At 32.5% G+C, this 20,169-nt stretch carries 20 protein-coding genes; 2 read left to right on the forward strand and 18 right to left on the reverse strand.

Features of this window, described 5'->3' with window-relative positions; translation table 11 throughout:
* Positions 1-84: 84 nt before the first annotated feature.
* Together porX and BW951_RS18840 are read left to right on the forward strand one after the other, a co-directional pair.
* The gene (gene porX, locus BW951_RS18835; RefSeq protein ID WP_076395602.1) at positions 85-1,629 is read left to right on the forward strand and encodes a T9SS response regulator signal transducer PorX; all 1,545 of its coding nucleotides are present in this window, start codon (positions 85-87) and stop codon (positions 1,627-1,629) included.
* Positions 1,630-1,714: 85 nt separating this feature from the next.
* Entirely contained in the window at positions 1,715-2,479 is a 765-nt protein-coding gene (locus BW951_RS18840) for an exodeoxyribonuclease III (RefSeq protein WP_076395604.1), read from the forward strand.
* A gap of 57 nt (positions 2,480-2,536) precedes the next feature.
* Here the strand turns inward: BW951_RS18840 and BW951_RS18845 are convergent, their stop codons facing one another.
* The 18 genes from BW951_RS18845 to BW951_RS18930 form a co-directional block, all read right to left on the reverse strand.
* Positions 2,537-2,908 (reverse strand): septal ring lytic transglycosylase RlpA family protein, encoded by a 372-nt coding sequence (locus tag BW951_RS18845; protein ID WP_076395606.1) that lies wholly within the window; start codon positions 2,906-2,908, stop codon positions 2,537-2,539.
* Positions 2,909-3,402: 494 nt separating this feature from the next.
* The gene (locus BW951_RS18850; protein WP_228427569.1) at positions 3,403-3,876 is read right to left on the reverse strand and encodes a hypothetical protein; all 474 of its coding nucleotides are present in this window, start codon (positions 3,874-3,876) and stop codon (positions 3,403-3,405) included.
* A 291-nt stretch (positions 3,877-4,167) separates the two neighbouring features.
* On the reverse strand, positions 4,168-4,791 hold the full coding sequence (locus BW951_RS18855; protein WP_076395610.1) for a hypothetical protein: 624 nt from the start codon (positions 4,789-4,791) through the stop codon (positions 4,168-4,170).
* A gap of 400 nt (positions 4,792-5,191) precedes the next feature.
* On the reverse strand, positions 5,192-6,493 hold the full coding sequence (gene rimO, locus BW951_RS18860) for a 30S ribosomal protein S12 methylthiotransferase RimO (protein ID WP_076395612.1): 1,302 nt from the start codon (positions 6,491-6,493) through the stop codon (positions 5,192-5,194).
* A gap of 90 nt (positions 6,494-6,583) precedes the next feature.
* Positions 6,584-7,129, reverse strand: a complete 546-nt coding sequence (gene rfbC / locus BW951_RS18865; RefSeq protein WP_076395614.1) for a dTDP-4-dehydrorhamnose 3,5-epimerase — start codon at positions 7,127-7,129, stop codon at positions 6,584-6,586.
* A 27-nt stretch (positions 7,130-7,156) separates the two neighbouring features.
* The gene (locus BW951_RS18870) at positions 7,157-8,119 is read right to left on the reverse strand and encodes an MraY family glycosyltransferase (protein ID WP_076395616.1); all 963 of its coding nucleotides are present in this window, start codon (positions 8,117-8,119) and stop codon (positions 7,157-7,159) included.
* A gap of 3 nt (positions 8,120-8,122) precedes the next feature.
* The gene (locus BW951_RS18875) at positions 8,123-9,016 is read right to left on the reverse strand and encodes an NAD-dependent epimerase/dehydratase family protein (protein ID WP_076395618.1); all 894 of its coding nucleotides are present in this window, start codon (positions 9,014-9,016) and stop codon (positions 8,123-8,125) included.
* On the reverse strand, positions 9,017-10,222 hold the full coding sequence (locus tag BW951_RS18880; RefSeq protein ID WP_076395620.1) for a glycosyltransferase family 4 protein: 1,206 nt from the start codon (positions 10,220-10,222) through the stop codon (positions 9,017-9,019).
* Positions 10,222-11,358, reverse strand: coding sequence for a non-hydrolyzing UDP-N-acetylglucosamine 2-epimerase (gene wecB, locus BW951_RS18885; protein WP_076395622.1), 1,137 nt, complete (start codon positions 11,356-11,358; stop codon positions 10,222-10,224). Before wecB ends, BW951_RS18880 begins: the two co-directional genes overlap by 1 nt.
* An 80-nt stretch (positions 11,359-11,438) precedes the next feature.
* On the reverse strand, positions 11,439-12,557 hold the full coding sequence (locus BW951_RS18890; RefSeq protein ID WP_076395624.1) for a polysaccharide biosynthesis C-terminal domain-containing protein: 1,119 nt from the start codon (positions 12,555-12,557) through the stop codon (positions 11,439-11,441).
* 2 nt (positions 12,558-12,559) lie between these two features.
* Positions 12,560-12,982, reverse strand: coding sequence for a WxcM-like domain-containing protein (locus tag BW951_RS18895; RefSeq protein WP_084196487.1), 423 nt, complete (start codon positions 12,980-12,982; stop codon positions 12,560-12,562).
* 9 nt (positions 12,983-12,991) lie between these two features.
* Positions 12,992-14,026 carry a polysaccharide biosynthesis protein gene (locus BW951_RS18900; RefSeq protein ID WP_076395626.1) on the reverse strand — a complete coding sequence of 345 codons (1,035 nt, stop codon included), beginning with the start codon at positions 14,024-14,026 and terminating at the stop codon, positions 12,992-12,994.
* Positions 14,027-14,037: 11 nt separating this feature from the next.
* Positions 14,038-15,051 carry a glycosyltransferase gene (locus tag BW951_RS18905; protein ID WP_076395628.1) on the reverse strand — a complete coding sequence of 338 codons (1,014 nt, stop codon included), beginning with the start codon at positions 15,049-15,051 and terminating at the stop codon, positions 14,038-14,040.
* Positions 15,048-16,076: a glycosyltransferase gene (locus BW951_RS18910; RefSeq protein WP_076395630.1), complete on the reverse strand. Its 1,029-nt coding sequence runs from the start codon at positions 16,074-16,076 to the stop codon at positions 15,048-15,050. The genes BW951_RS18905 and BW951_RS18910 overlap by 4 nt, the downstream gene beginning before the upstream one ends.
* A 39-nt stretch (positions 16,077-16,115) precedes the next feature.
* Positions 16,116-16,634, reverse strand: a complete 519-nt coding sequence (locus BW951_RS18915) for an acyltransferase (protein WP_076395632.1) — start codon at positions 16,632-16,634, stop codon at positions 16,116-16,118.
* Between the two features lie 45 nt (positions 16,635-16,679).
* Positions 16,680-17,672 carry a glycosyltransferase family 4 protein gene (locus BW951_RS18920; protein ID WP_076395634.1) on the reverse strand — a complete coding sequence of 331 codons (993 nt, stop codon included), beginning with the start codon at positions 17,670-17,672 and terminating at the stop codon, positions 16,680-16,682.
* A 6-nt stretch (positions 17,673-17,678) separates the two neighbouring features.
* Positions 17,679-18,752 carry an EpsG family protein gene (locus BW951_RS18925; protein WP_076395636.1) on the reverse strand — a complete coding sequence of 358 codons (1,074 nt, stop codon included), beginning with the start codon at positions 18,750-18,752 and terminating at the stop codon, positions 17,679-17,681.
* A gap of 14 nt (positions 18,753-18,766) precedes the next feature.
* Positions 18,767-20,107: an oligosaccharide repeat unit polymerase gene (locus tag BW951_RS18930; RefSeq protein ID WP_139326213.1), complete on the reverse strand. Its 1,341-nt coding sequence runs from the start codon at positions 20,105-20,107 to the stop codon at positions 18,767-18,769.
* Positions 20,108-20,169 lie beyond the last annotated feature (62 nt).

Consider the following 20,169-nt stretch of genomic DNA (forward strand, 5'->3'; position numbering starts at 1 on the left):
TTTAACTTTACATCTGCGGATTTTGGCAGATTTTAGAATTAATTGGTCAGCAATTTGATACAATAACCATGTAAAAAAATAATTATGTCGGAAAAGATATTATGGATAGATGATGAAATAGATTTACTAAAACCACACATCGTTTTTCTTGAAAAAAAGGGATATCAGGTAACTCCCGTAAACAATGTTAATGAGGCACTTGAACTCATGGACTCGGAAAAGTTTGCACTGACCCTGATTGATGAAAATATGCCCGGAATTTCGGGACTGGAAGCCATTCCGATGATTAAGGATAAAGATAATTCTCTTAAAATAGTAATGGTGACGAAAAGTGAGGAGGAACACATCATGGAAGAAGCAATCGGATCTCAGATTGCGGATTATATCCTGAAACCGGTGAATCCGAACCAGATTTTACTTTCGTTAAAGAAGAATCTTCAGCAGGATAATCTTGTGGAGCAGAAAACAATTTTGCAGTATCAGCAGGAATTCAGAAATCTTTCTATGGAACTTTCTTATCTGAGAACGTATCAGGATTGGGCTGAATATTATAAGAAAATCCTGAACTGGGAAATTAAATTTGATAAAGTAGCAGATAACGAGTTTGCAGATCTTCTTCAGTCGCAAAAAGAGGAGGCCAATATCCAGTTCGCAAAATTTATTGAAAATAATTATGAAGACTGGCTTCATGGTTCAGACAAACCTATTATGAGCCACACGCTTTTTAAAGATAAAATAAAACCTGAGGTAGAAAAGGATAAAGTTTTATTGCTGATGGTGGATAATCTCCGTTATGACCAATGGAAAATGATTGAACCTTTGTTCACAAAATTCTATAATAAGGTTTCTGAAGATTATTACTACAGTATTCTTCCTACTGCAACTCAGTATGCGCGAAATTCTTTTTTTGCGGGTTTAATGCCTTCAGAGATTGAAAAACGTTTTCCAGATAAATGGTTCAATGACAATGAGGAAGGTAATAAAAACGAATTTGAGCGCGATTTTCTGGAAGATCAGATGAAAAGAATCGGTTTAAGCTCCAAATCCATGAAGTATCTGAAAGTGCTGAATGCTGATTTTGAGAGAAAGATCTATGACGATTTTAATCAGCATAAAAACAATGACCTGTTGGTAATTGTTTATAATTTTATTGATATTCTTTCTCACGCAAAAACGGATAATCATATTGTTGACCAACTGATTCGTGATGATAAAACGTTCAGATCTTTAACATTAAACTGGTTTGAGAATTCTTCTTTACTGAAAATTATTAAAGTAGCTGCTGAAAGTGGTTTCAAATTAGTAATTACCACGGATCATGGAACGGTTTACGTGAAAAAGCCGAGCAAAGTTGTAGGAGACAGAGAAACTTCTACGAATATCCGTTATAAAACCGGAAAAAGCTTAACGTATGATGACAGTGATGTTTGGGCAATTACGAATCCTGAAAAGTTATTTTTACCAAAAGGAAATTTAAGCTCTAAATATATTTTTGCGAAGAATAATATTTTCCTTGCTTATCCAAAGAATTACAATCACTTTGTGAATTACTATAAAGAAACGTATCAACATGGAGGGATTTCTCTTGAAGAGTGTATCATTCCATTCAGTATTTTAGAACCCAAGTAGTTTTCATAGTTTGACTTCGGGTGACGAGAGGGGCGGAAAAAATCAAAGATTTTTTCCGCTTCTTTTTTATTAATACTTTTGAATCATGAAATTAATCACTTATAACGTCAACGGAATCCGTGCTGCATTTACCAAAGATTTTTTAGGCTGGCTAAAAACAGCGGATCCGGACATCATCTGCATTCAGGAAAGTAAGGCAGGAAACGACCAGATCGATATCGAAAGCCTCAAAAAACTGGGATATCACAGTTACTGGCATTCCGCAGTAAGAAAAGGCTACAGCGGCGTCGGAATTGCGTCTAAAACAAAGCCCAATCATGTAGAATATGGCTGCGGTATTGAAAGTTATGATAACGAAGGAAGAATCATCCGTGCAGATTTTGATGAATTCTCTGCTATTTCTGTATATGTTCCCTCTGCCTCGAATATTGAGCGCCTGGAATTCAAAATGCAGTTTTGCCATGATTTTTTAGAGTATATTAAAAATTTAAAGAAGGAAATTCCGAATCTGATCATTTCCGGCGATTTTAATATCTGTCATGAAGCGATAGACATTCATAACCCGACAGGTTTGAAAAATGTTTCCGGGTTTTTACCGATGGAAAGAGAATGGATGACGAATTTTATCAACGAATGCGAACTGATCGACAGTTTCAGGTTTTTTAATAATGAACCCGACCATTATACATGGTGGAGTTACAGACAAAATTCACGGGAAAGAAATAAAGGGTGGAGACTGGATTATAATTTCACTTCCTACAGTTTGAAAGATAAACTCACAAGAGCTGTTATTTTGAAAGAAGCCGTGCATTCTGATCATTGCCCTGCCTTAGTAGAATTAAGCCTTTAAAAGAAAGCAAAAAGCCAACTGAATCAGTTGGCTTTTTAAAATTTAAAATCATAAATTTTAGTCGACAATTTCATATTCCACCGGAATTGTACCTCTGTCGGTATCTCCGATTTCATCGAACGCTGCTTTAGACATATCTAAAGCTCTTGATGAATGGTAAGGTCCTCTATCATTTACTTTCACTATTACCTCTTTACCATTGTTAAGGTTCGTTACCTTAATGTTTGTTCCAAATGGAAGCGTTCTGTTGGCTGCGGTGAACTTTGCATTATCAAAGATCTCTCCGCTTGCAGTTTTTCTACCGTTAAACTTATCGTGGTAGTACGATGCATAACTTGTTTTTTTCGCATCTATGGCATTCATTTTGAAAGAATAAATACCAAAGGTTGAAATCATCATTATGATTACGAGAATGAATCTTTTCATCATTTTGAAATTTTATTGGTTTTGACAGGGGCAAATCTATAAGGAATCTTTTAAAAGACCTATTTTATTTGTTAACAAGTGTTAATGAAAATAAAATTTTATGTTAATATTTTTCTTAACTTCCTATGGATAGGGTATTTAAAGGCTATTGTTAAAAAGTGTTAAAAAACAAAAGTAAAAGTTAACAATTTTAACTAAATTATTGAGATTAAGATATTTTTAACACAATTATTCCTCTACCAATCAATAAGTTAATGAATTTTAAGATTTTATTTTTTAAGAAAAAATTTATTGCAGATTTTAGTTTACGAACAATTTTATTAAAATTGCTGTATAAAGCTAAACGGAAATTTATATCATTAAAATAAGGATACATAAGGAGATCAAATAAGATAAAATTATCCTCCTAAATAACCTATAAACGCACTTTATATAAACTAAAAAACCAATGAGGAATCTCATTGGTTTTTAAATATTGTCTATTTGTTATTCAAATATTATTTGAAATATTCTAATACATAGTCGTAAGTATCTTGCGGATATACTACAGACATACTTTGAGAACCGGTAATTGCAGCACCTGTAGTAACATCATAAGAATATAGTTCTTTAGAATAAACTACTTTATTTCCAGTTCCTGATTTCTTATAGATTGTAATTCCATATAAAGAAGTCATTCCAGCAGGAGCAGGAATTGTAACTGAAGTAGAAGTACCTGTAGTAGTAAACTGACCTTTAATACCGTAAACCTGAGCTCCATCTACCTGCGTATTGGTAACAGTCTCTGTAGTTGCAAAGTTAACTCTTGGATTTTGTCCTAATGGCAACCATTGCCCCGTAGATGTTGCGTAAGCGTTTCCTGATCCACCTGTGGGATTAGAAAAATAATAGTAACCAGGTGTTACAGACTGGTTTCCTATCCCTGATCCAGTTGCAGGAGTGGTACCAGTTGCGGAGTTATAAACAATCATACCGTCATAAGCAGTAGGAAAGTTTAAAGCTCCTGTTGTCTGTGTAACAAAGGTAAATGTTGTAAGATTAGTTCTAGGAAAAGTAAGACCTTTTCCAATATTTGTAGTTGTTGTAAATCCGTTAGCAGATGCATCTAAGAAAACAGATTGCGTACCAATTGTTGAACTGATTGGGTTATTGGAACGAATTTGGGCAAACGCAGTACTAGTAAAAGCAGCGAATGCCAATATAATTGTTGTAAATTTTAGTTTCATTATGATATGTCTTTAAATTATTTTTAAATACTATTTTTAGAATCCACTATAGCTATACCAGTTAGTACCGTCACAAATATACACTAATGATCCTCCAGACTGAATAGGAGATACGGTAGCAGTGGAATGCGCACCGCTTATACCAAAACCTGCACCATTAGTAGCATCGATAAAAGTAATCATTTTACCATTAGTTTTAGTTAAAGTGGCTAAATTAAAATTAGTATTAGAAGTTACTAGAATTGCATTACCTAAGTCTGCATCAGAAATTGTAGAACCTGTTTGAGCTCTTACAGTCATTGCAGCAGAAGCAGCACTTACAAACGGTTTCCATTCAGGAACACTGTTATCAAAATAATAGAAACCTGCTCCGGTAACTTTGGTTGTTCTAGTTGTTGAACCTGTACCAGAGGTAACATACACAATTGCACCATCCTGAGGCGCTGCATAATTGTTAACAGTGTTGTCTTTAGCTACCAATTGCGCAGCTGTCATACGAGGAACTAATAAAGCATCTGCTTTAGCTGGGTCAGCTGGCGCACCCACAACATCTAAAGTAGCAGCGGGAGTAGTTGTATTAATCCCCACTCTTCCTTGCTGAGCCTGAGCGATCGCCACAAATCCGACTAACATAGTCGCTGTTAATAAAAATTTTTTCATAAGTTTTTAAAGATTTTAAATTACATTTTAACCAGTGAATGTATAAAAGTGTACCATACCCCATTTGTGCATTCACTAATAAAAATAAAATATTTTTAATTATATATAATTTCAAAAATTATTTTTACATCTCACAAGAGTCTAATTTTTAGCTCAATAGTTATGTAAAATCTCTTTATTCTGCAAAGTTAATATTTTTAAAATAATTTTCATAATAATACATCAAAAAGTTTTAAAATTTTAATTTCCAAAAATAAAACAGTCTTGAAAATCAACAAATTAAACTTTATGTTATCACTGCTTTGTGAATGTTAATTTTTATTAATCATTGGATAACATTGTATTAATGAAAACAATATACGATTTTTTTTACTAAAAAATCAAACAATTGGGAATAATTTTAAATTAATTCACCGTAAAGATCAAACTCCTCAGCTGAAGTAATCCTTACCTCCGCGAAATCCCCGATGGAAATGTATGTATTTTCAGCAGAAACCAACACAGTATTGTCAACGTCCGGAGAATCATACTCGGTTCTTCCGATGAAATAATTTCCCTCTTTTCTGTCGAAAATACATTTATATATATTGCCAATTTTCTCCTGATTTTTCTCCCATGAAATCTGAGACTGGATTTCCATAATTTCTTCCACTCTCGCTTCTTTCACTTCCTGCGGAACATCATCTTCCAATACATAAGCTCCTGTATTTTCCTCATGAGAGTACGTAAAACAACCCAGTCTGTCAAATCTCTGTTCTCTTACCCAGTCTTTCAGCTCATTGAAAATTTCCTGAGTTTCTCCGGGATAACCAACGATAAGCGTTGTTCTGATTGCCATATCCGGAACTTTTTCTCTGAATTTTCCAAGAAGGGCATCTGTTTTTTCGTGAGTTGTCCCTCTCTTCATTGATTTTAGTAAATCTGAATTGATGTGCTGAAGAGGAATATCTATATAGTTGCAAACTTTCGGTTCTTCTCTGATTATATCCAGAACATCTTCCGGAAATCCGCTCGGAAATGCATAGTGAAGTCTTATCCATTCAATTCCTTCCACTTTTACCAATTCTTTTAGAAGATCTCCAAGAGCACGTTTTTTATAAATATCCAGACCATAATAGGTAAGATCCTGAGCAATCAAAATCAGTTCCTTTGTTCCTTTTTTCGCTAATTTCTGGGCTTCTGTAACCAGCTTTTCAATCGGAGTTGAAACGTGTCCTCCTCTCATCAAAGGAATCGCACAGAATGAACAAGGTCTGTCGCATCCTTCAGAAATCTTTAAATAAGCATAATGTTTCGGAGTTGTGGTTAATCTCTCACCCACAAGTTCGTGCTTATAATCTGCTCCTAAATGCTTTAATAAAACCGGAAGATCTCTCGTCCCGAAATACTGATCTACATCCGGAATTTCTCTTACCAGATCCGGTTTGTATCTTTCGGAAAGACATCCCGTCACAAAAACTTTTTCAACTTCACCTCTGTTTTTTGCTTCCACATAGTCGAGAATGGTATTGATGGATTCTTCTTTGGCATTGTCTATAAATCCGCAGGTATTAATTACAACAATGTCTCCTTTGTCTTCATGCACCACTTCTTTGCCATTGGCTTTAAGCTGACTCATTAAAACTTCGGAATCATATACATTTTTGGAACAACCCAACGTTACTACATTTATTTTTTTCTTCCCTACAGATTTTGTACGCATCTTTTTGATTTTGAGTTTGCAAAGATACAAAATATTGAAGAGTCTGGATTAAAAAATAAAAGCCACTTCAATAAGTGGCTTTCATTATATTTAAAAATTCTTTTCTTTAAAACTTGCTGCATTTTCATCTTTTTCTGAAAGAACAGCTTCACTGTCGGAAATTTTCCAGTCAATATTCAGATCCGGATCATTGTATTTTACACTTCCTTCTGATTCTTTGTTATAAAAGTTGTCGCATTTATAAGAAAAAACTGCCGTCTCACTTAAAACAGAAAATCCGTGTCCAAAACCTCTTGGAATATAAAGCTGTGTTTTGTTTTCCGCCGTAAGCTCAATCCCAAACCATTTTCCAAATGTAGGTGAATCTTCTCTCAGGTCTACAGCAACATCCCAGACTTTTCCTTCCAGACAGGATACCAGTTTTGCCTGTGCGTGTTCTCCTTTCTGTAAATGAAGCCCTCTCAAAACACCATAAGAAGATTTTGAAATATTATCCTGCACGAAATGTCCATTCATTCCGGTAAGTTCCTCGAATTTCTTTTCATTGAATTTTTCGAAAAAATAGCCTCTGTCGTCTTCGAAAATTGTAGGCTCTATAATGTAACAGTCCTTTAAAGGGGTTTCTTTTATTTTCATAACTTATATTTCTTGAATCAGTTATTATTATAATTTATATTGTTTTTTAAGGCTCCATTTTAATGCGAGATAAATACTGCCTATCGGAATGAAAATCACAGGAATAATAATCCAGATTGCCCAGTGTGAATGTATTAAAAATAAATTTATAATTACCTGTACTATAGCATAAACAAAACTTATCAGCAGATGCGAAACTTTTTTTTCATTGGCAAAAAGCTGATACAAATGTCTTCTGTGCGCCTCAAATATATTTTCTTTAAGCAGCAGTCTTTCTATTATCGTTAGGACGACTTCCATCCCATATACAGAGAGAAGAAATATGTATTTATAGTCCTGAGTTTTCATAATTAATAAGGTAATAAGACCGATTACCCAAAAAGCGATAGCCATACTTCCTACATCACCCGCGAAACATTTTGCTTTTTTCCTGAAATTAAAGAAAAGAAAAACGATGCAGGCTAAAACGGGATAAAGAATAAAATTTTCATCGGTAAATGAAATTATTTTTTCATTAATATAAAATAAGGATAATAGACCGACTAAGCTGTACAGACCAGTCATGCCGTTAATGCCGTCCATAAAGTTATAGGCATTCAAGGTTCCTATAATCAGAATAAACAATATGGGCCAAACCCAGATTGGCATTACATTAAAGGCTCCTGTAAAATACAGTAGTAAAACCACAGAAATAAAATGAACGGACAGCCTAATTTTATTTGAAAGCGTAACAATATCATCTATAAAGCTGATGGCAGATATTGCCAATAACCCCAAACCAAATGACCAGTAGTTTTCTATGACTTCATTAAAATTAAACGCAGAAAAGATAATGAAAGCAACAGGAAAAATAATTCCTCCTCCCCTCAATGTGATCTGTGTATGTGCGCTTCTGTGATTGGGCTTATCTATAATATTGTATTTATCTGCTATTCTAAAATAGATGAGCATAGATATGAAAAGCAGAATTGTTACGATTGAAAATTCCATAGTTTACAGTTGAAATTTTTCTATTACGTTTGAAGGATTAAAATTTAATTCTCTTTTTATTTTATCATTAGAAAACGTAAGAGAATCTGTTATTTTTCTTAATTTCAAAGAGTTAATTGGAGCTTTATTTCCCAATAAGTCACCCACTAAAGCCATTGATTTAGCCAGAAAATAAGGAATACTTTTCGGAGATTTCTTGTTTAATTTGGCTGAGATTTTTTCAGAAATTTCTTTAAAAGCAGGATTTACATCATCACAAACATTATAAATTCCACCCTCTTTTCCCAACATATTAACGGTAATCTCAGGAAAATCTTCCACCCAGAATACACTTTTTCTCGCCGTTCCTCCTGCAATATTAAAATATTTCCCGGATTTAATTGCATTAATCATATCTCCCAGATTACCCGGAGGATTGGGTCCTGCAATTAAAGAAGGTCTGAGAATAAATAATTTTACATTCTTTTCTTTGCTCCATTTAGTAAGAAATTCCTCTGCCATCAATTTGCTTTTAGCGTAAGGTGTGTATCCTTCCAATGGCGTATCTTCAGTTATATTTTCACCGAAATCTTTACCATAAACTGCCACTGTGCTTATAAAAACAAAATATTCCGGCAGATTTTCTTCCAAAGCGTTACAAAGGTTTTTTGTTCCTTCAAAATTTACTTTGTAAAATACACTTTCTTCTTCCTGAGTTTTAGGAACAGAATGAGCCTTACCTGCGGCATGAAAAATAATATCAAACTTTTCTTCAAAAGGATTGATGGTATTTGTAATATTAAATATATAATCTGCATTGGAAGTTCCAAAGGTCTTTACTTCAAAATTTTTCTTCTGAAGCAAAGGAATTACATTTTTTCCCAAAAAACCGTTGGCTCCTGTAAATAGCACTTTCATTTAAATAATATTATAAAATTTATTCAGTATAATCTCTTCTGAAAATTTTTCCTCTGCTACTTTTCTCGCGTTTTCTTTCATCAATTCTAATTCTTTAACAGACGTTTCATCGAAAGAATTAAAAAATTCCAGAATCTTCTCCTCTTCGAAATGCTGAAATGAATATCCAATATTCTCGTCTCTTAAAAGTAAATCTATTTCGCTGTTTTTTTCGCCAACATATAAAACAGGTTTTCCGGCAGCTAAAATATTGTACGTTTTTGAAGGAACTCCCAATCCGAACATTTTAGGCGCTAAACTTACAAATGACACATCTGCCTTGTTTAATACCTGAAGCTGCTCTTCTCTTGAATAAGCCCCATCAAAGAAAACATTGGTCAGTTGATTTTCTTTTACATATTCTATCATGGTGTCTTTAACAGCACCTTCTCCTACAAAATGAAAAGCCAATCGGTCGTTTTTCACTTTTTTTATAATATGCAATAATTCAATTAATCCCTGAACTCTTCCTAAATTTCCGGCATACTGAAAAATGATCCTGTCTTTTAAAGATGAATCCTCATTAAATACATCTTCTTTCAAAAGCGGATAAATACCTTCTGTATCGCCCCAGTTTTCAATGATCTCAATTTTCGAACGGCGGTTATATTTTCTGATTTTAGCTTCAATAACTTTCTGCATATCTCTGCCTAATGTAATCAGCAGATCAGCCTTTGAATACGCTTTGTCGAAAATATTTCTCAGAACTCTGTATAATACTGACTTTTCAGATTTAATGATTCCTGCAGGAATGGTATTTTCGGGAAAAACATCATGAACCAGAATAATTAATTCAATTTTTTTTAATCTTTTAAGGATTAAAACAAGCAGAATTAAAGGCGCCGGATTCGTAACCATAAAAACCTTTTCTCCCTTTTTAACGTTTTTCCAAAGATAGAAAAAGATAGAAAGAGACAGAAATATAAATCTTAGAGATCTGCTCAACAGACTATTTTTGTTTCCGCCCCATCCTTTTATTCTGTGAACATTTACGCGGGAATCCAGACTAAAATGACTGCTTTTCTTTTGCTTGTCATACACGGGATCTCCGCAAACAACTTTTACATGATACTTTTCCGAAAGTCTGTTTGCTATTTTTGTAAGAATAAAAGAAGTTGAAGTTTCTTCAGGATAAAAAAGTTCGGTTGCGATCCAGAGATTTTTCATTATTTTTTGCTCCAAACAACTCTGTTAACGTAATCCGTATAACTCAGAATAATTCTTACCATTTTCTCTGAAACATTCGGCATTGAATAATCTGAAACCGGTCTGTAATTTCTTTCTGTTCCTACTTTCTGCTGCTGAAGCTGCGTTAATCCCTGTAAGATTCTTTCCGGAGATAAACCCACCATCATTACGGATGCTTCTTCCATTGCTTCCGGTCTTTCATGTGCATCTCTGATATTTAAAGCACGGAAATTTAAGATGGAGGACTCCTCTGAAATAGTTCCTGAATCTGATAAAACCGCATAACTTCTCATCTGTAACGCATTATAATCGTGGAATCCAAGCGGTTTTAAGAACTGAATTTCCGGTCTTACCTCAACCTGCTTTTTATCGATCATATTTCTGGTTCTCGGATGTGTAGAAACAATGATCGGATAGCCAAATTTTTCTGCAATGGCATTTAAACTTTCTATTAATCCGTTGAAGTTTTTCTCAGAATTAATATTTTCCTCTCTGTGGGATGATACCACAAAATATTTTCCTTCTTCTAAATTCAGACGGCTTAAAACATCTGAACTCTCGATCTGAGGAAGATAATGATTCAACACTTCAAACATAGGAGAACCCGTTTTGATGATTCTGTCTGCAGGAAGACCTTCTCTTAAAAGATATTCTCTTGCGATATCTGAATACGTTAAATTAATATCTGCAGTGTGATCTACAATTTTTCTGTTGGTTTCCTCCGGAACTCGCTGATCGAAACATCTGTTTCCTGCTTCCATATGGAAAATCGGAATCTGTCTTTTCTTGGCAGGAATGGCACAAAGACATGAATTGGTATCTCCTAAAACCAAAAATGCTTCAGGCTGCAATTCTTCCAGCAAAGGATCTATTTTAATTAAAATATTCCCAACCGTTTCTGTTGCTGTTTTACCTGCTGCTTCCAGAAAATAATCCGGTTTGCGAAGTCCCAAATCTTCAAAAAAGATCTGGTTCAGCTCGTAATCGTAGTTTTGACCTGTATGGACGATAATATGTTCAACGGCTTCAGAAGCATCCAAAGCTGATAATACTCTTGATAGTCTAATGATTTCCGGTCGTGTTCCTACAACCGTCATTACTTTTAGTTTTTTCATTGTATTTTTTTTGCCTTTGCAAAGATAAATTTTTAATGTTTGTTTATTGGAGAAGCCAGTGAAGTTTATAATTAATATTATTAAACTTCTACAAAATAGGTATCTGAATCTTCCGGATTAAAGGGTTCATTGATCCAGAAAATGGTGTACAGTTCTTCTTCTCCGATGTTTTTAATATTGTGGGTATACCAAATCGGCATATCTACATAAGCGGGTTCGTTTCCGTCTAAATAAAAATCCAGAACCTCATCGCTGTCTATTTTTCTTAATTGAATAAGGGCTTTGCCTTTAATTACCGCAAATCTTTCGATTTTTCTTGTATGAAAATGGTTTCCTCTCGTAATTCCCGGAACGGTAGTGGAAAAAGAACACTGTCCACCGATTCCCAAACGAATTACTTCCACAAAAGCTCCTCTCGGATCGGTGTGCTGTGTAAATTTTACGGGATAATGATCTTTAATATCAAAATAGCAGCGGAATGTATTGAAAAGATTGAGATCGAATTTCGTTTCCAACACCGGAATTTCTCCGCTATCAAAATAAAGTTTTTTGTAATTTTCAAGTTTAGCTAAAACTTCAGAAACTTTATTTACGGATGTGTGAGGAACTTCATATAATTCATTGGTTTCTGAAATCTCTATCTGATTGATAATTTCCTGCACAAGTTCTCCGACGTAGATCAGTTTTACTTCTCCATCATTATCAATCACAGGATTTTCGCCGTGGGTAAGTTTATGACAGAATGTTGCAATGAAAGAATTGTAATTCGGTTTTCCAAAAGGTCCGAAAACGTTAGGAATAATCATCCCTGTAAATTTGCCTCCGTTATTTTTTGCCCAGTCTGCAAATAATTCCCTGCCTTCTTTTTTAGATTTACCGTACAGATTATCCTTTTCTTCCTGAGAAGATGAAGAGAAAAGAACGTGTGCTTTTGATCCCGTTCTCTGTAAAGAGTCTGTCAGTTTTTTAACAAGCTCTACATTATTATTGAAGATTACTTCTGGATCGGGATGGCGATTCATGGCTGCAAGATGTACAATGACATCACATTGCTTCACAAAGTCGTCCAGTTTTTCAGGAGAGTCGAAAAAATCTCTTTCGAAAGAAATTCTTTCAAATTTTTCTGGCTGTAAGCCCAAAGTGTTATATAAATGCGAACCAACGAAGCCGTTTTGTCCGGTAATTCCTACTTTTTTCATTGTTATAAATTTTTAAAGTAATCAATAGAAAATCGATAATCATCTTCTATTTCTCCCAAAGCATAATCTGCCATTACCAATAATTTTGATCCTTCTACTTTAGATTGAATAGCACTTGCATATCCTTCAGGAATATGAAGAATATCCAACTGATCTGCATGAAGTTCAAATTCTAAAATTTCTGAATCTTTTGAGGGCGCTTCCCAATGATCAATTTTTATTAATCGTATGATAAAGATTCCCTGTAATGCCGAGAACCATCGCTGTTCAGTTTTGTGACCTGTCCAGCCTCTTATAAAATCTGTATCTTTATTTTCGATACAGTATATTCTTTTAATTGCCGAAACATCAAAGGTATTGTTAAAAAACAAATTGCCTCTTTCGTCAGAATATTTTCCTCCTTTTATAATTGCAGGAATCACCATAATAAAAAATTAATCAGGATATTGCATTATATCTTCTCCTAAAACCTCTTTTCTGATTAAGGGAAGTTTTAATAAAAGTTTTTTCATTCCTTCAACATCTTCCTGTTTTGTATTATGAGAGTGATAATCTTCTATTTTGGAAATATCTTCCACTCCTTCTGAAAAATACTGTGCGTAATTAAGATCTCTGTTATCGGCAGGAATTCTGTAAAAATCGCCCATATCTTCTGCTTTGAGCATTTCCTCACGCGTACAAAGAGTTTCGTATAGTTTTTCACCATGTCTCGTCCCGATTACTTTTACCGGATTATCAACCTTAAACATTTCTTTTAAAGCCTGAGCAAGGTCTCCAATGGTTCCTGCAGGAGCTTTGTTAACAAAAAGGTCTCCGGAATTTCCATGTTCAAAAGCAAAAAGAACCAAATCTACGGCTTCCTCCAATGACATTAAGAATCTTGTCATATTCGGATCTGTAATGGTAATGGATTCACCATTTTTAATTTGTTTTACAAATAATGGAATTACCGATCCTCTGGAAGCCATTACGTTTCCATATCTGGTAAGGCAAACCGTTGTATTTTCCAGATTACGTGATGCGGCAACGGCTACTTTTTCCATCATTGCTTTGGAAATTCCCATTGCATTGATAGGATATGCTGCTTTGTCTGTACTTAGACAGATTACTTTTTTCACATTGTTTTTTGCAGCGGCATCGATTACGTTTTGGGTTCCTTCCACATTGGTTTTTACAGCCTGCATTGGAAAAAATTCGCAGGAAGGTACCTGCTTTAAAGCTGCGGCATGAAATACATAGTCTACTCCTCTCATTGCAGGTTCTACACTTCTGTAATCTCTTACATCCCCAATATAGAATTTCAGTTTATCGCTTCTAAACTGGTTTCTCATATCATCCTGCTTTTTCTCGTCACGCGAAAAAATACGGATTTCTCTGAAGTGGTCTGTATTGATGAATTTTCTTAAAACAGCGGTTCCGAATGAACCTGTTCCACCTGTGATAAGAAGGACTTTATTCTGTATTTCCATAATTTATATTTTTAATGAAGTAAAGAAATTAATGTATTAATTTCATTCTTTACTTTAGACTCTGAGTTTATTGTATTTTTTTGCAAAGATAGTGATAATGCTTCAGTAATAGAATCTACTTCCAAAGGATTAAAGACCAGACTTGGTTTGCAGACTGCATAGGTATAAGGTAAATCTGCACCAATAATCTTACAGCCGTTTTCTATAGCTTCCACTAAGCCTAAACCAAAGCTTTCTGCAAATGAAGGAAAAATAAGGTACTCATGAGACTCATAGATCTTTTTAAGATCATCACGTTTGATAAATCCTAAATTTTTAATTGGATACCCTAAGTTCTGTTTGTCTTTTACATAATTAAGTACTTCGTTAAATTCCTCAGAAACCGTAACTGTAAGACTACCCTTTTTATAAGTATCGTAAAAAAGACAAAAAGCATCAATTAATTTTACATGATTCTTATGAATGGATGCATTACTTACATAGATGTATGTATTTTCTTTTCTTTCAACCGTTTCATTACTATTTTTAAATGGTGGATAAAAGGGCATCAAAAGAACTTTTTCACCGTCTATCTTATACTTATTCTTAAAGCCAGACTGAATCAGTTCAGATTGAACAAGCCAGAAATCTGTATTCTTTTTAATTGAATTTAAAATTTTAGTTTTAATCCAGAATTTTATACGGTCTTTCAGAGGCATATTCTTGGGGAGCTCTAAGAATAAAGGCTGATGAAAATAAGTATAGACGGTAGCATTTTTTATTTTTATGTTTGGAGGTAGATTTCCAAAACAAAGGATTTTTGAAAATTTATCTTTATTTTCTAAATAAAATTGTTTTCTTTTGGTAAAACTTGATTCTAAAAAACACTTTTGGCTTTTGGGGTTAACAGGATAATATGTATTCTCAATTCTTTTATCAAACAGATAAAAGATTTCAATATCCAGTTTATTTAACTCTTGGATTAAGTAATCCAAAAGCACTTTTCCTCCGCCATTATTTATATATAATGCATCTATAAGTATCATGAAATTACCTGTAATAAATTAGCGATTGATGTGTCGTGCGTTATAGAATTACCCAAAGTTCTGCTATTGTAAGAAAAATTGAGAAGTTCTTCATCTGTTTTACTGATGAGCTTTTCTATAGCATTTTTTAATAAAGCTGTATCAGGTTTTACCTTATACCCATTATAATTATTAATTACGAAATGAGGAGATGCACCGCAAACATCCGTACAAATAATAGGTAAACCCGCTGAAGCTGCTTCGTGTATTACTAATGCCCACGGTTCAAAAGTAGATGGTAAAATAAAAGCTCCGGAATTTTGCATTTCAAGCAATAAATTTTCCTGGCTCATATAATCTTTTACTATGATATCATTATGCTTGCTAATTTCGTCTTTCATATCTCCTCTGCCTACAAGAACTAAGTTCCATTGTTTTTTATCCTGAATATCTTTCCAGGCGTTTAACAATTCTTTTATTCCTTTTTCTTCTGAGAATCTACCGATAAACAGTAAATTTTTAGGATAACTCTTCTTTTTTTCTTCAATATTGACTCTATTGAAAAGTTCGACATCGGCACTTAATGAATTGAGAAGTATTTTGTTATTATCGAAGCCTAACTTTCGTGCATATTCGTATTGATAATAACCGGCAACCCATAAATGAGTGAAAGCTTTTGAAAGGTGAAACGGACTGATCGCACTATTAATCTTTTGAGTAATTTTTCCATACCATGGTGTATCTGATTGTGCAACTACAGGTATTTTTCCTTCTTTTGTAATCTGTTTACAAATCCAAATAAATTCCTTAATCATCCAACCGGCGGTAACAATAAAATCCGGTTGAAAGTCTTTTATTTTTTTTAAAATGTCTTCTTTGGTAAACTGATTATATTGATGTGTTTCAAAATTTTTTATTTCAGGAATAGTTTTATCAAAAAGAGCAACGTGAAATGCTAAAACTTCACCGTCAGTTTTTTCAACTAATTTTTTTATTGTATTTTCCTGATGAGGAACATAGTCAATAATTAAGAAAACTGCTTTCATTTTACTGCAATTTTGTTTAAAGGTTTTTATTACTTAAAATTACTTAACGTGTTTGATAAATTTCGCAGGTATTCCTGCATAAACAGAATTCTCTAATAAATCTTTATTAACCAATGCTTTAGCAGCAACAATTGTTTTAGAGCCTACCTTAACACCGGGTAAGATAGTAGAATCTGCACATATCCAACATCCATTTTCTATAATAATATCATAACTTATTCCTTCTCCAGCTATATTTTCAGAATTAATATCTATAATATGAGTACCGGTTCCTATGTATACTCTTGGAGCAATATCTATATTACTTCCAATTGTAATTTTCGCGTTTGGATTTTGCCTTGATTTTGAACTGACAATTAATGTACTAATCCCGATCCATACATTATCTCCAATTTCAAGATCGCCATCTCCTAAAATTTTTACCGAAGAGCAAATTCTGACATTATTTCCAATTTTTGCACCAGCTAATCTAAGTATTTTATTTTTAAGACTAAACAAACTTGTTTCAGGTAAAAAAAGTCTTAATATATTATATATATATAAAATTTTAGTGTTCATTTTCTATTTTTAAGCTTGTTGATCTTTGCATAGATAAGAGAAAGACTATTTTTGATCTAGGATCATTTTATAGTAATTGATGTATTGTTCTGCTATTACTTCGGGATGGTATTTAACAACATTTTGTTGTCCTAATTCTAACAATTTATTTTTTAATTCCGAATCGGAAATTATATTGTTAATGGCTTTTCTTATTTCTTCCACTGAGTTTGGATTTACAAGTATAGCACCGTCTCCGGCAACTTCTTTCATCGGACTAATATTGGATGTAATTACACAGCACTTCATCTCCTGTGCTTCTAATATAGGCAATCCAAAACCTTCATACAATGAAGGGAAACATAAGATATCTGAATCTTTATAAGCTTGAATTAATTCATCTTCACTCGCTCTTTCAAAATTAATGTAATCAATTTTATTATCATGTAAAAATTTTATTCTTTCGGGAGATAGCAAACCAATAATAATTATTTTAACATCAATACCGATAATAGCCTGTAAAATTCTGTCAAGATTTTTTTTAGGATAATATCCGACTGCCAGAATTACTGGTTTGGAATTAACCGGTTTTTCGAAATCCTGATAGGGTATGGTAAGACAATTGGGTATTACTGTTATTTTACTTTCTGCCCAGGGAAACAATGCTACTAATTCTTTTTTGGTTTTTTCAGAAATTACCGTTACATATTTTAATTTTTTCAATGGTAAATAAAACCATAGAAGCTTAAAAAAATATTTCTTTATTCCTCTCAGTTCCGAAATATTTCCGGCATCGTGTATGGTAAGAACCGTATTCTTTCTTTTCAGTAAAAAAACAGACCAGTGTATAGCTCCCGTAATATGATTTATTTCACTTTGATTTTTTTTAAAAAAAAGATTGGTTTTTATAAATCCCAACAATGAAAAATTAGGATTTACTTCATAAATATTTTTTGTATCAATCCCTCTTTTTATCATCTCAATATTAAGTATGGAAAATAGTTTTTCTATACTTAAGAATTTTGGGTTGGGGAATCTTTGAAAAAAAGTGACTTTCATATGATTTTAAAAAGAAAAGAATAAAGTTTTGAACGGAATAAAAGGAGTTGGATCAGAAAAAACATATTTGATAAATTCTAAACCTGCAAACAAAAGTAAAAAAATTAAATAAAGATTTTTCTTCCCCATTTTATTCATAACCGGAATAAGCCAAACATATAAAATAACTTCTAAAATTATAAAATATACCGAAACTCTGGAACTCATGTATTCTAACTTTCCAAAGAAGAATACATAGGTAGCTAATGAAAAAAATAAAGTATTTAATAATAATTGATAATAAGATTTATGTTGTAAAAAATTTTTATACCGAATCATAAGAAATATCGGTAAACCTCTTCTTATAATTCCAAGTACAAACATATAATAATTTGATTGCATTTTTGCAAAGCCCATATTATATCCTTTAATAATATGTGATATTTTTTCAGGAGCAAAATTACTAATTACAAAATTAAAAATTGTAAAATTAAGACCAGTAATATTTAATAATAATAAAGCAAATAGTGTAACAATCCAAATTTTATCATTTATCCTTCTATCTAAAAAAAGCAAAAAAACATAGATAAATGCAGAATAGTGAAAAAAAGTAGCAATTAAAATAAAACCCAGATATGATATTTTCTTTTCCTTTAAAAAATAGATATATGCAAAAAAGCCAATTGCAATTGCTAAAAGCTGTCGGTTACTCCCAAAAAGTCCAACTGTGCAGGCAAATACAAGTAATAATCCAGTTATTGGGTATTTAGTAATTTTATTTAAAGAAAAATAATATAAGCTATAAATGACAGAATAATAAAAAAACAAAAAAAATGGATAGCTGAAATTCAGAATATTTCTGAAAAAATACACTAAATATTTGTACAAAAATTCATAACGATATCTTGTATCATTTAACTTAAAAAACTGGTAATGATTATAGGTATTCCAAAAGTCCATTCCTGAATCGAACTTGATAGATTCCAATAAGACAATAAAAAAAAGCGATAATATGAATAATGCCTGATGAAAATTATTTTTTCTCTGGTGCTCGATTACTGTAAATAATAAGATCAATAAAAATAAAATAATTATCATCATCGTTTTTAAGATAATTATTTACTGATAACTTTTTTGAAAAAGATTTTTGAAAAGAAATAGTATACAAAAATCATTTGAAATAAAGTGGCAATAAAGAAATACACATCCTGCTCTATAATAATACTTTTTATCAAAACCTGAGAGTAAAATATGAAATAAAACATACTGCCCTTAAATGGAAGAAACTGTATGATGTTTAATACAATAGAAAGAATAGCAATATGTAAAAAAACAAAAATTACCCCACCTTCCAGATAGGCCCATCCATATACGGTTGGTGTAGGCGAATTTTTTACGCCGTTTACTATCATTTTTTGTAATTGTACTCCATTTTCCTCAATTGGTTTTGAGGGTATAAATACCCGGGGTATCATACTCACAGGTAAATATACAAACCTTTCCATATTTTTATAAAAATTCCAATCATTTTCTTTTTCAATTGAAAACAATAAATAAGAAAACATGGAGATCCGATCTGAATAGCTGTTTGTATTTTCATTCAAGCTGCCTGAAAAATCAATATTTACAGTTTTTACAGCAGCAATTTGCATCGCAACTATTTTAGAATCTGTTTTAGTTAAAGATTCACGATAGTTATTATTGAATGGATATAAAATCATTAGAAACAAAATCAAAGGTATGATTACTTTAACCGGAATACCTCTTCCTGATGCTAAGAATGGTATTAAAAATAATACTATTCCGAAAATTAATATCCCCTTCATCCCAGCAATTAAACCAAAAACTATATAGAGAACATTGTATAATTTGAAACTGTTCGAAAATAATTTTGAATTATTACCAGATAGGAATTTTATAATCACATATGTAAAATAAAAAAGAGGGGAAAAATAACTGATAATTTGTATTAAAAAAGAATAAGTACCCGTAATAACCTCTTCATCACCTCCATATCCTATGACCCCCGTTAAAAGCAGAAAGTAAGATAACAACATAAAAATGATGGAAATATAGATGAATACTTTTTCATTTCTTAATACATAGTTACCTTTTAGATTTAAACTTGCTGTTTCTTTTATATTTTTAAAATTAATAATTAAAAATACTAAATCAATGATATTTATTGTGAGCAGTCCGATAAATATGACGACCAAAGTATCATATATGTACGAAATATTAACGTAGACTTCCCCGTAAATCCCCACATCCTTTAAATGAAATTTATCCGAAACGAGATAATAATTAAAGATCAGATATAAAAATGTAGAAAATTTGACCCAATCTGTAAGTCTCGGTCTTCCAAACTTATACCATGATAAAGTAAAAGGAAATAATGAAAAAAAGCTGCTTAAAAAAGCCATAATTAATTCAAAAAAAATCTCTCTATTTTTCACTACATCATATAGATATATAGATCTGATTATGATGATCAGAAAAATAAATATATTTAACAGTA

This window comes from Chryseobacterium gambrini (assembly GCF_900156825.1).
Taxonomy (GTDB): domain Bacteria; phylum Bacteroidota; class Bacteroidia; order Flavobacteriales; family Weeksellaceae; genus Chryseobacterium; species Chryseobacterium gambrini.

Bases quoted from the DNA above. Each gene is read 5' to 3' on its own strand.
- porX (WP_076395602.1), top strand. From the start codon at position 85: ATGTCGGAAAAGATATTATGGATAGATGATGAAATAGATTTACTAAAA.
- BW951_RS18840 (WP_076395604.1), top strand. From the start codon at position 1,715: ATGAAATTAATCACTTATAACGTCAACGGAATCCGTGCTGCATTTACC.
- BW951_RS18845 (WP_076395606.1), bottom strand. From the start codon at position 2,908: ATGATGAAAAGATTCATTCTCGTAATCATAATGATGATTTCAACCTTT.
- BW951_RS18850 (WP_228427569.1), bottom strand. From the start codon at position 3,876: ATGATTGTTTATAACTCCGCAACTGGTACCACTCCTGCAACTGGATCA.
- BW951_RS18855 (WP_076395610.1), bottom strand. From the start codon at position 4,791: ATGAAAAAATTTTTATTAACAGCGACTATGTTAGTCGGATTTGTGGCG.
- rimO (WP_076395612.1), bottom strand. From the start codon at position 6,493: ATGCGTACAAAATCTGTAGGGAAGAAAAAAATAAATGTAGTAACGTTG.
- rfbC (WP_076395614.1), bottom strand. From the start codon at position 7,129: ATGAAAATAAAAGAAACCCCTTTAAAGGACTGTTACATTATAGAGCCT.
- BW951_RS18870 (WP_076395616.1), bottom strand. From the start codon at position 8,119: ATGGAATTTTCAATCGTAACAATTCTGCTTTTCATATCTATGCTCATC.
- BW951_RS18875 (WP_076395618.1), bottom strand. From the start codon at position 9,016: ATGAAAGTGCTATTTACAGGAGCCAACGGTTTTTTGGGAAAAAATGTA.
- BW951_RS18880 (WP_076395620.1), bottom strand. From the start codon at position 10,222: ATGAAAAATCTCTGGATCGCAACCGAACTTTTTTATCCTGAAGAAACT.
- wecB (WP_076395622.1), bottom strand. From the start codon at position 11,358: ATGAAAAAACTAAAAGTAATGACGGTTGTAGGAACACGACCGGAAATC.
- BW951_RS18890 (WP_076395624.1), bottom strand. From the start codon at position 12,557: ATGAAAAAAGTAGGAATTACCGGACAAAACGGCTTCGTTGGTTCGCAT.
- BW951_RS18895 (WP_084196487.1), bottom strand. From the start codon at position 12,982: ATGGTGATTCCTGCAATTATAAAAGGAGGAAAATATTCTGACGAAAGA.
- BW951_RS18900 (WP_076395626.1), bottom strand. From the start codon at position 14,026: ATGGAAATACAGAATAAAGTCCTTCTTATCACAGGTGGAACAGGTTCA.
- BW951_RS18905 (WP_076395628.1), bottom strand. From the start codon at position 15,051: ATGATACTTATAGATGCATTATATATAAATAATGGCGGAGGAAAAGTG.
- BW951_RS18910 (WP_076395630.1), bottom strand. From the start codon at position 16,076: ATGAAAGCAGTTTTCTTAATTATTGACTATGTTCCTCATCAGGAAAAT.
- BW951_RS18915 (WP_076395632.1), bottom strand. From the start codon at position 16,634: ATGAACACTAAAATTTTATATATATATAATATATTAAGACTTTTTTTA.
- BW951_RS18920 (WP_076395634.1), bottom strand. From the start codon at position 17,672: ATGAAAGTCACTTTTTTTCAAAGATTCCCCAACCCAAAATTCTTAAGT.
- BW951_RS18925 (WP_076395636.1), bottom strand. From the start codon at position 18,752: ATGATGATAATTATTTTATTTTTATTGATCTTATTATTTACAGTAATC.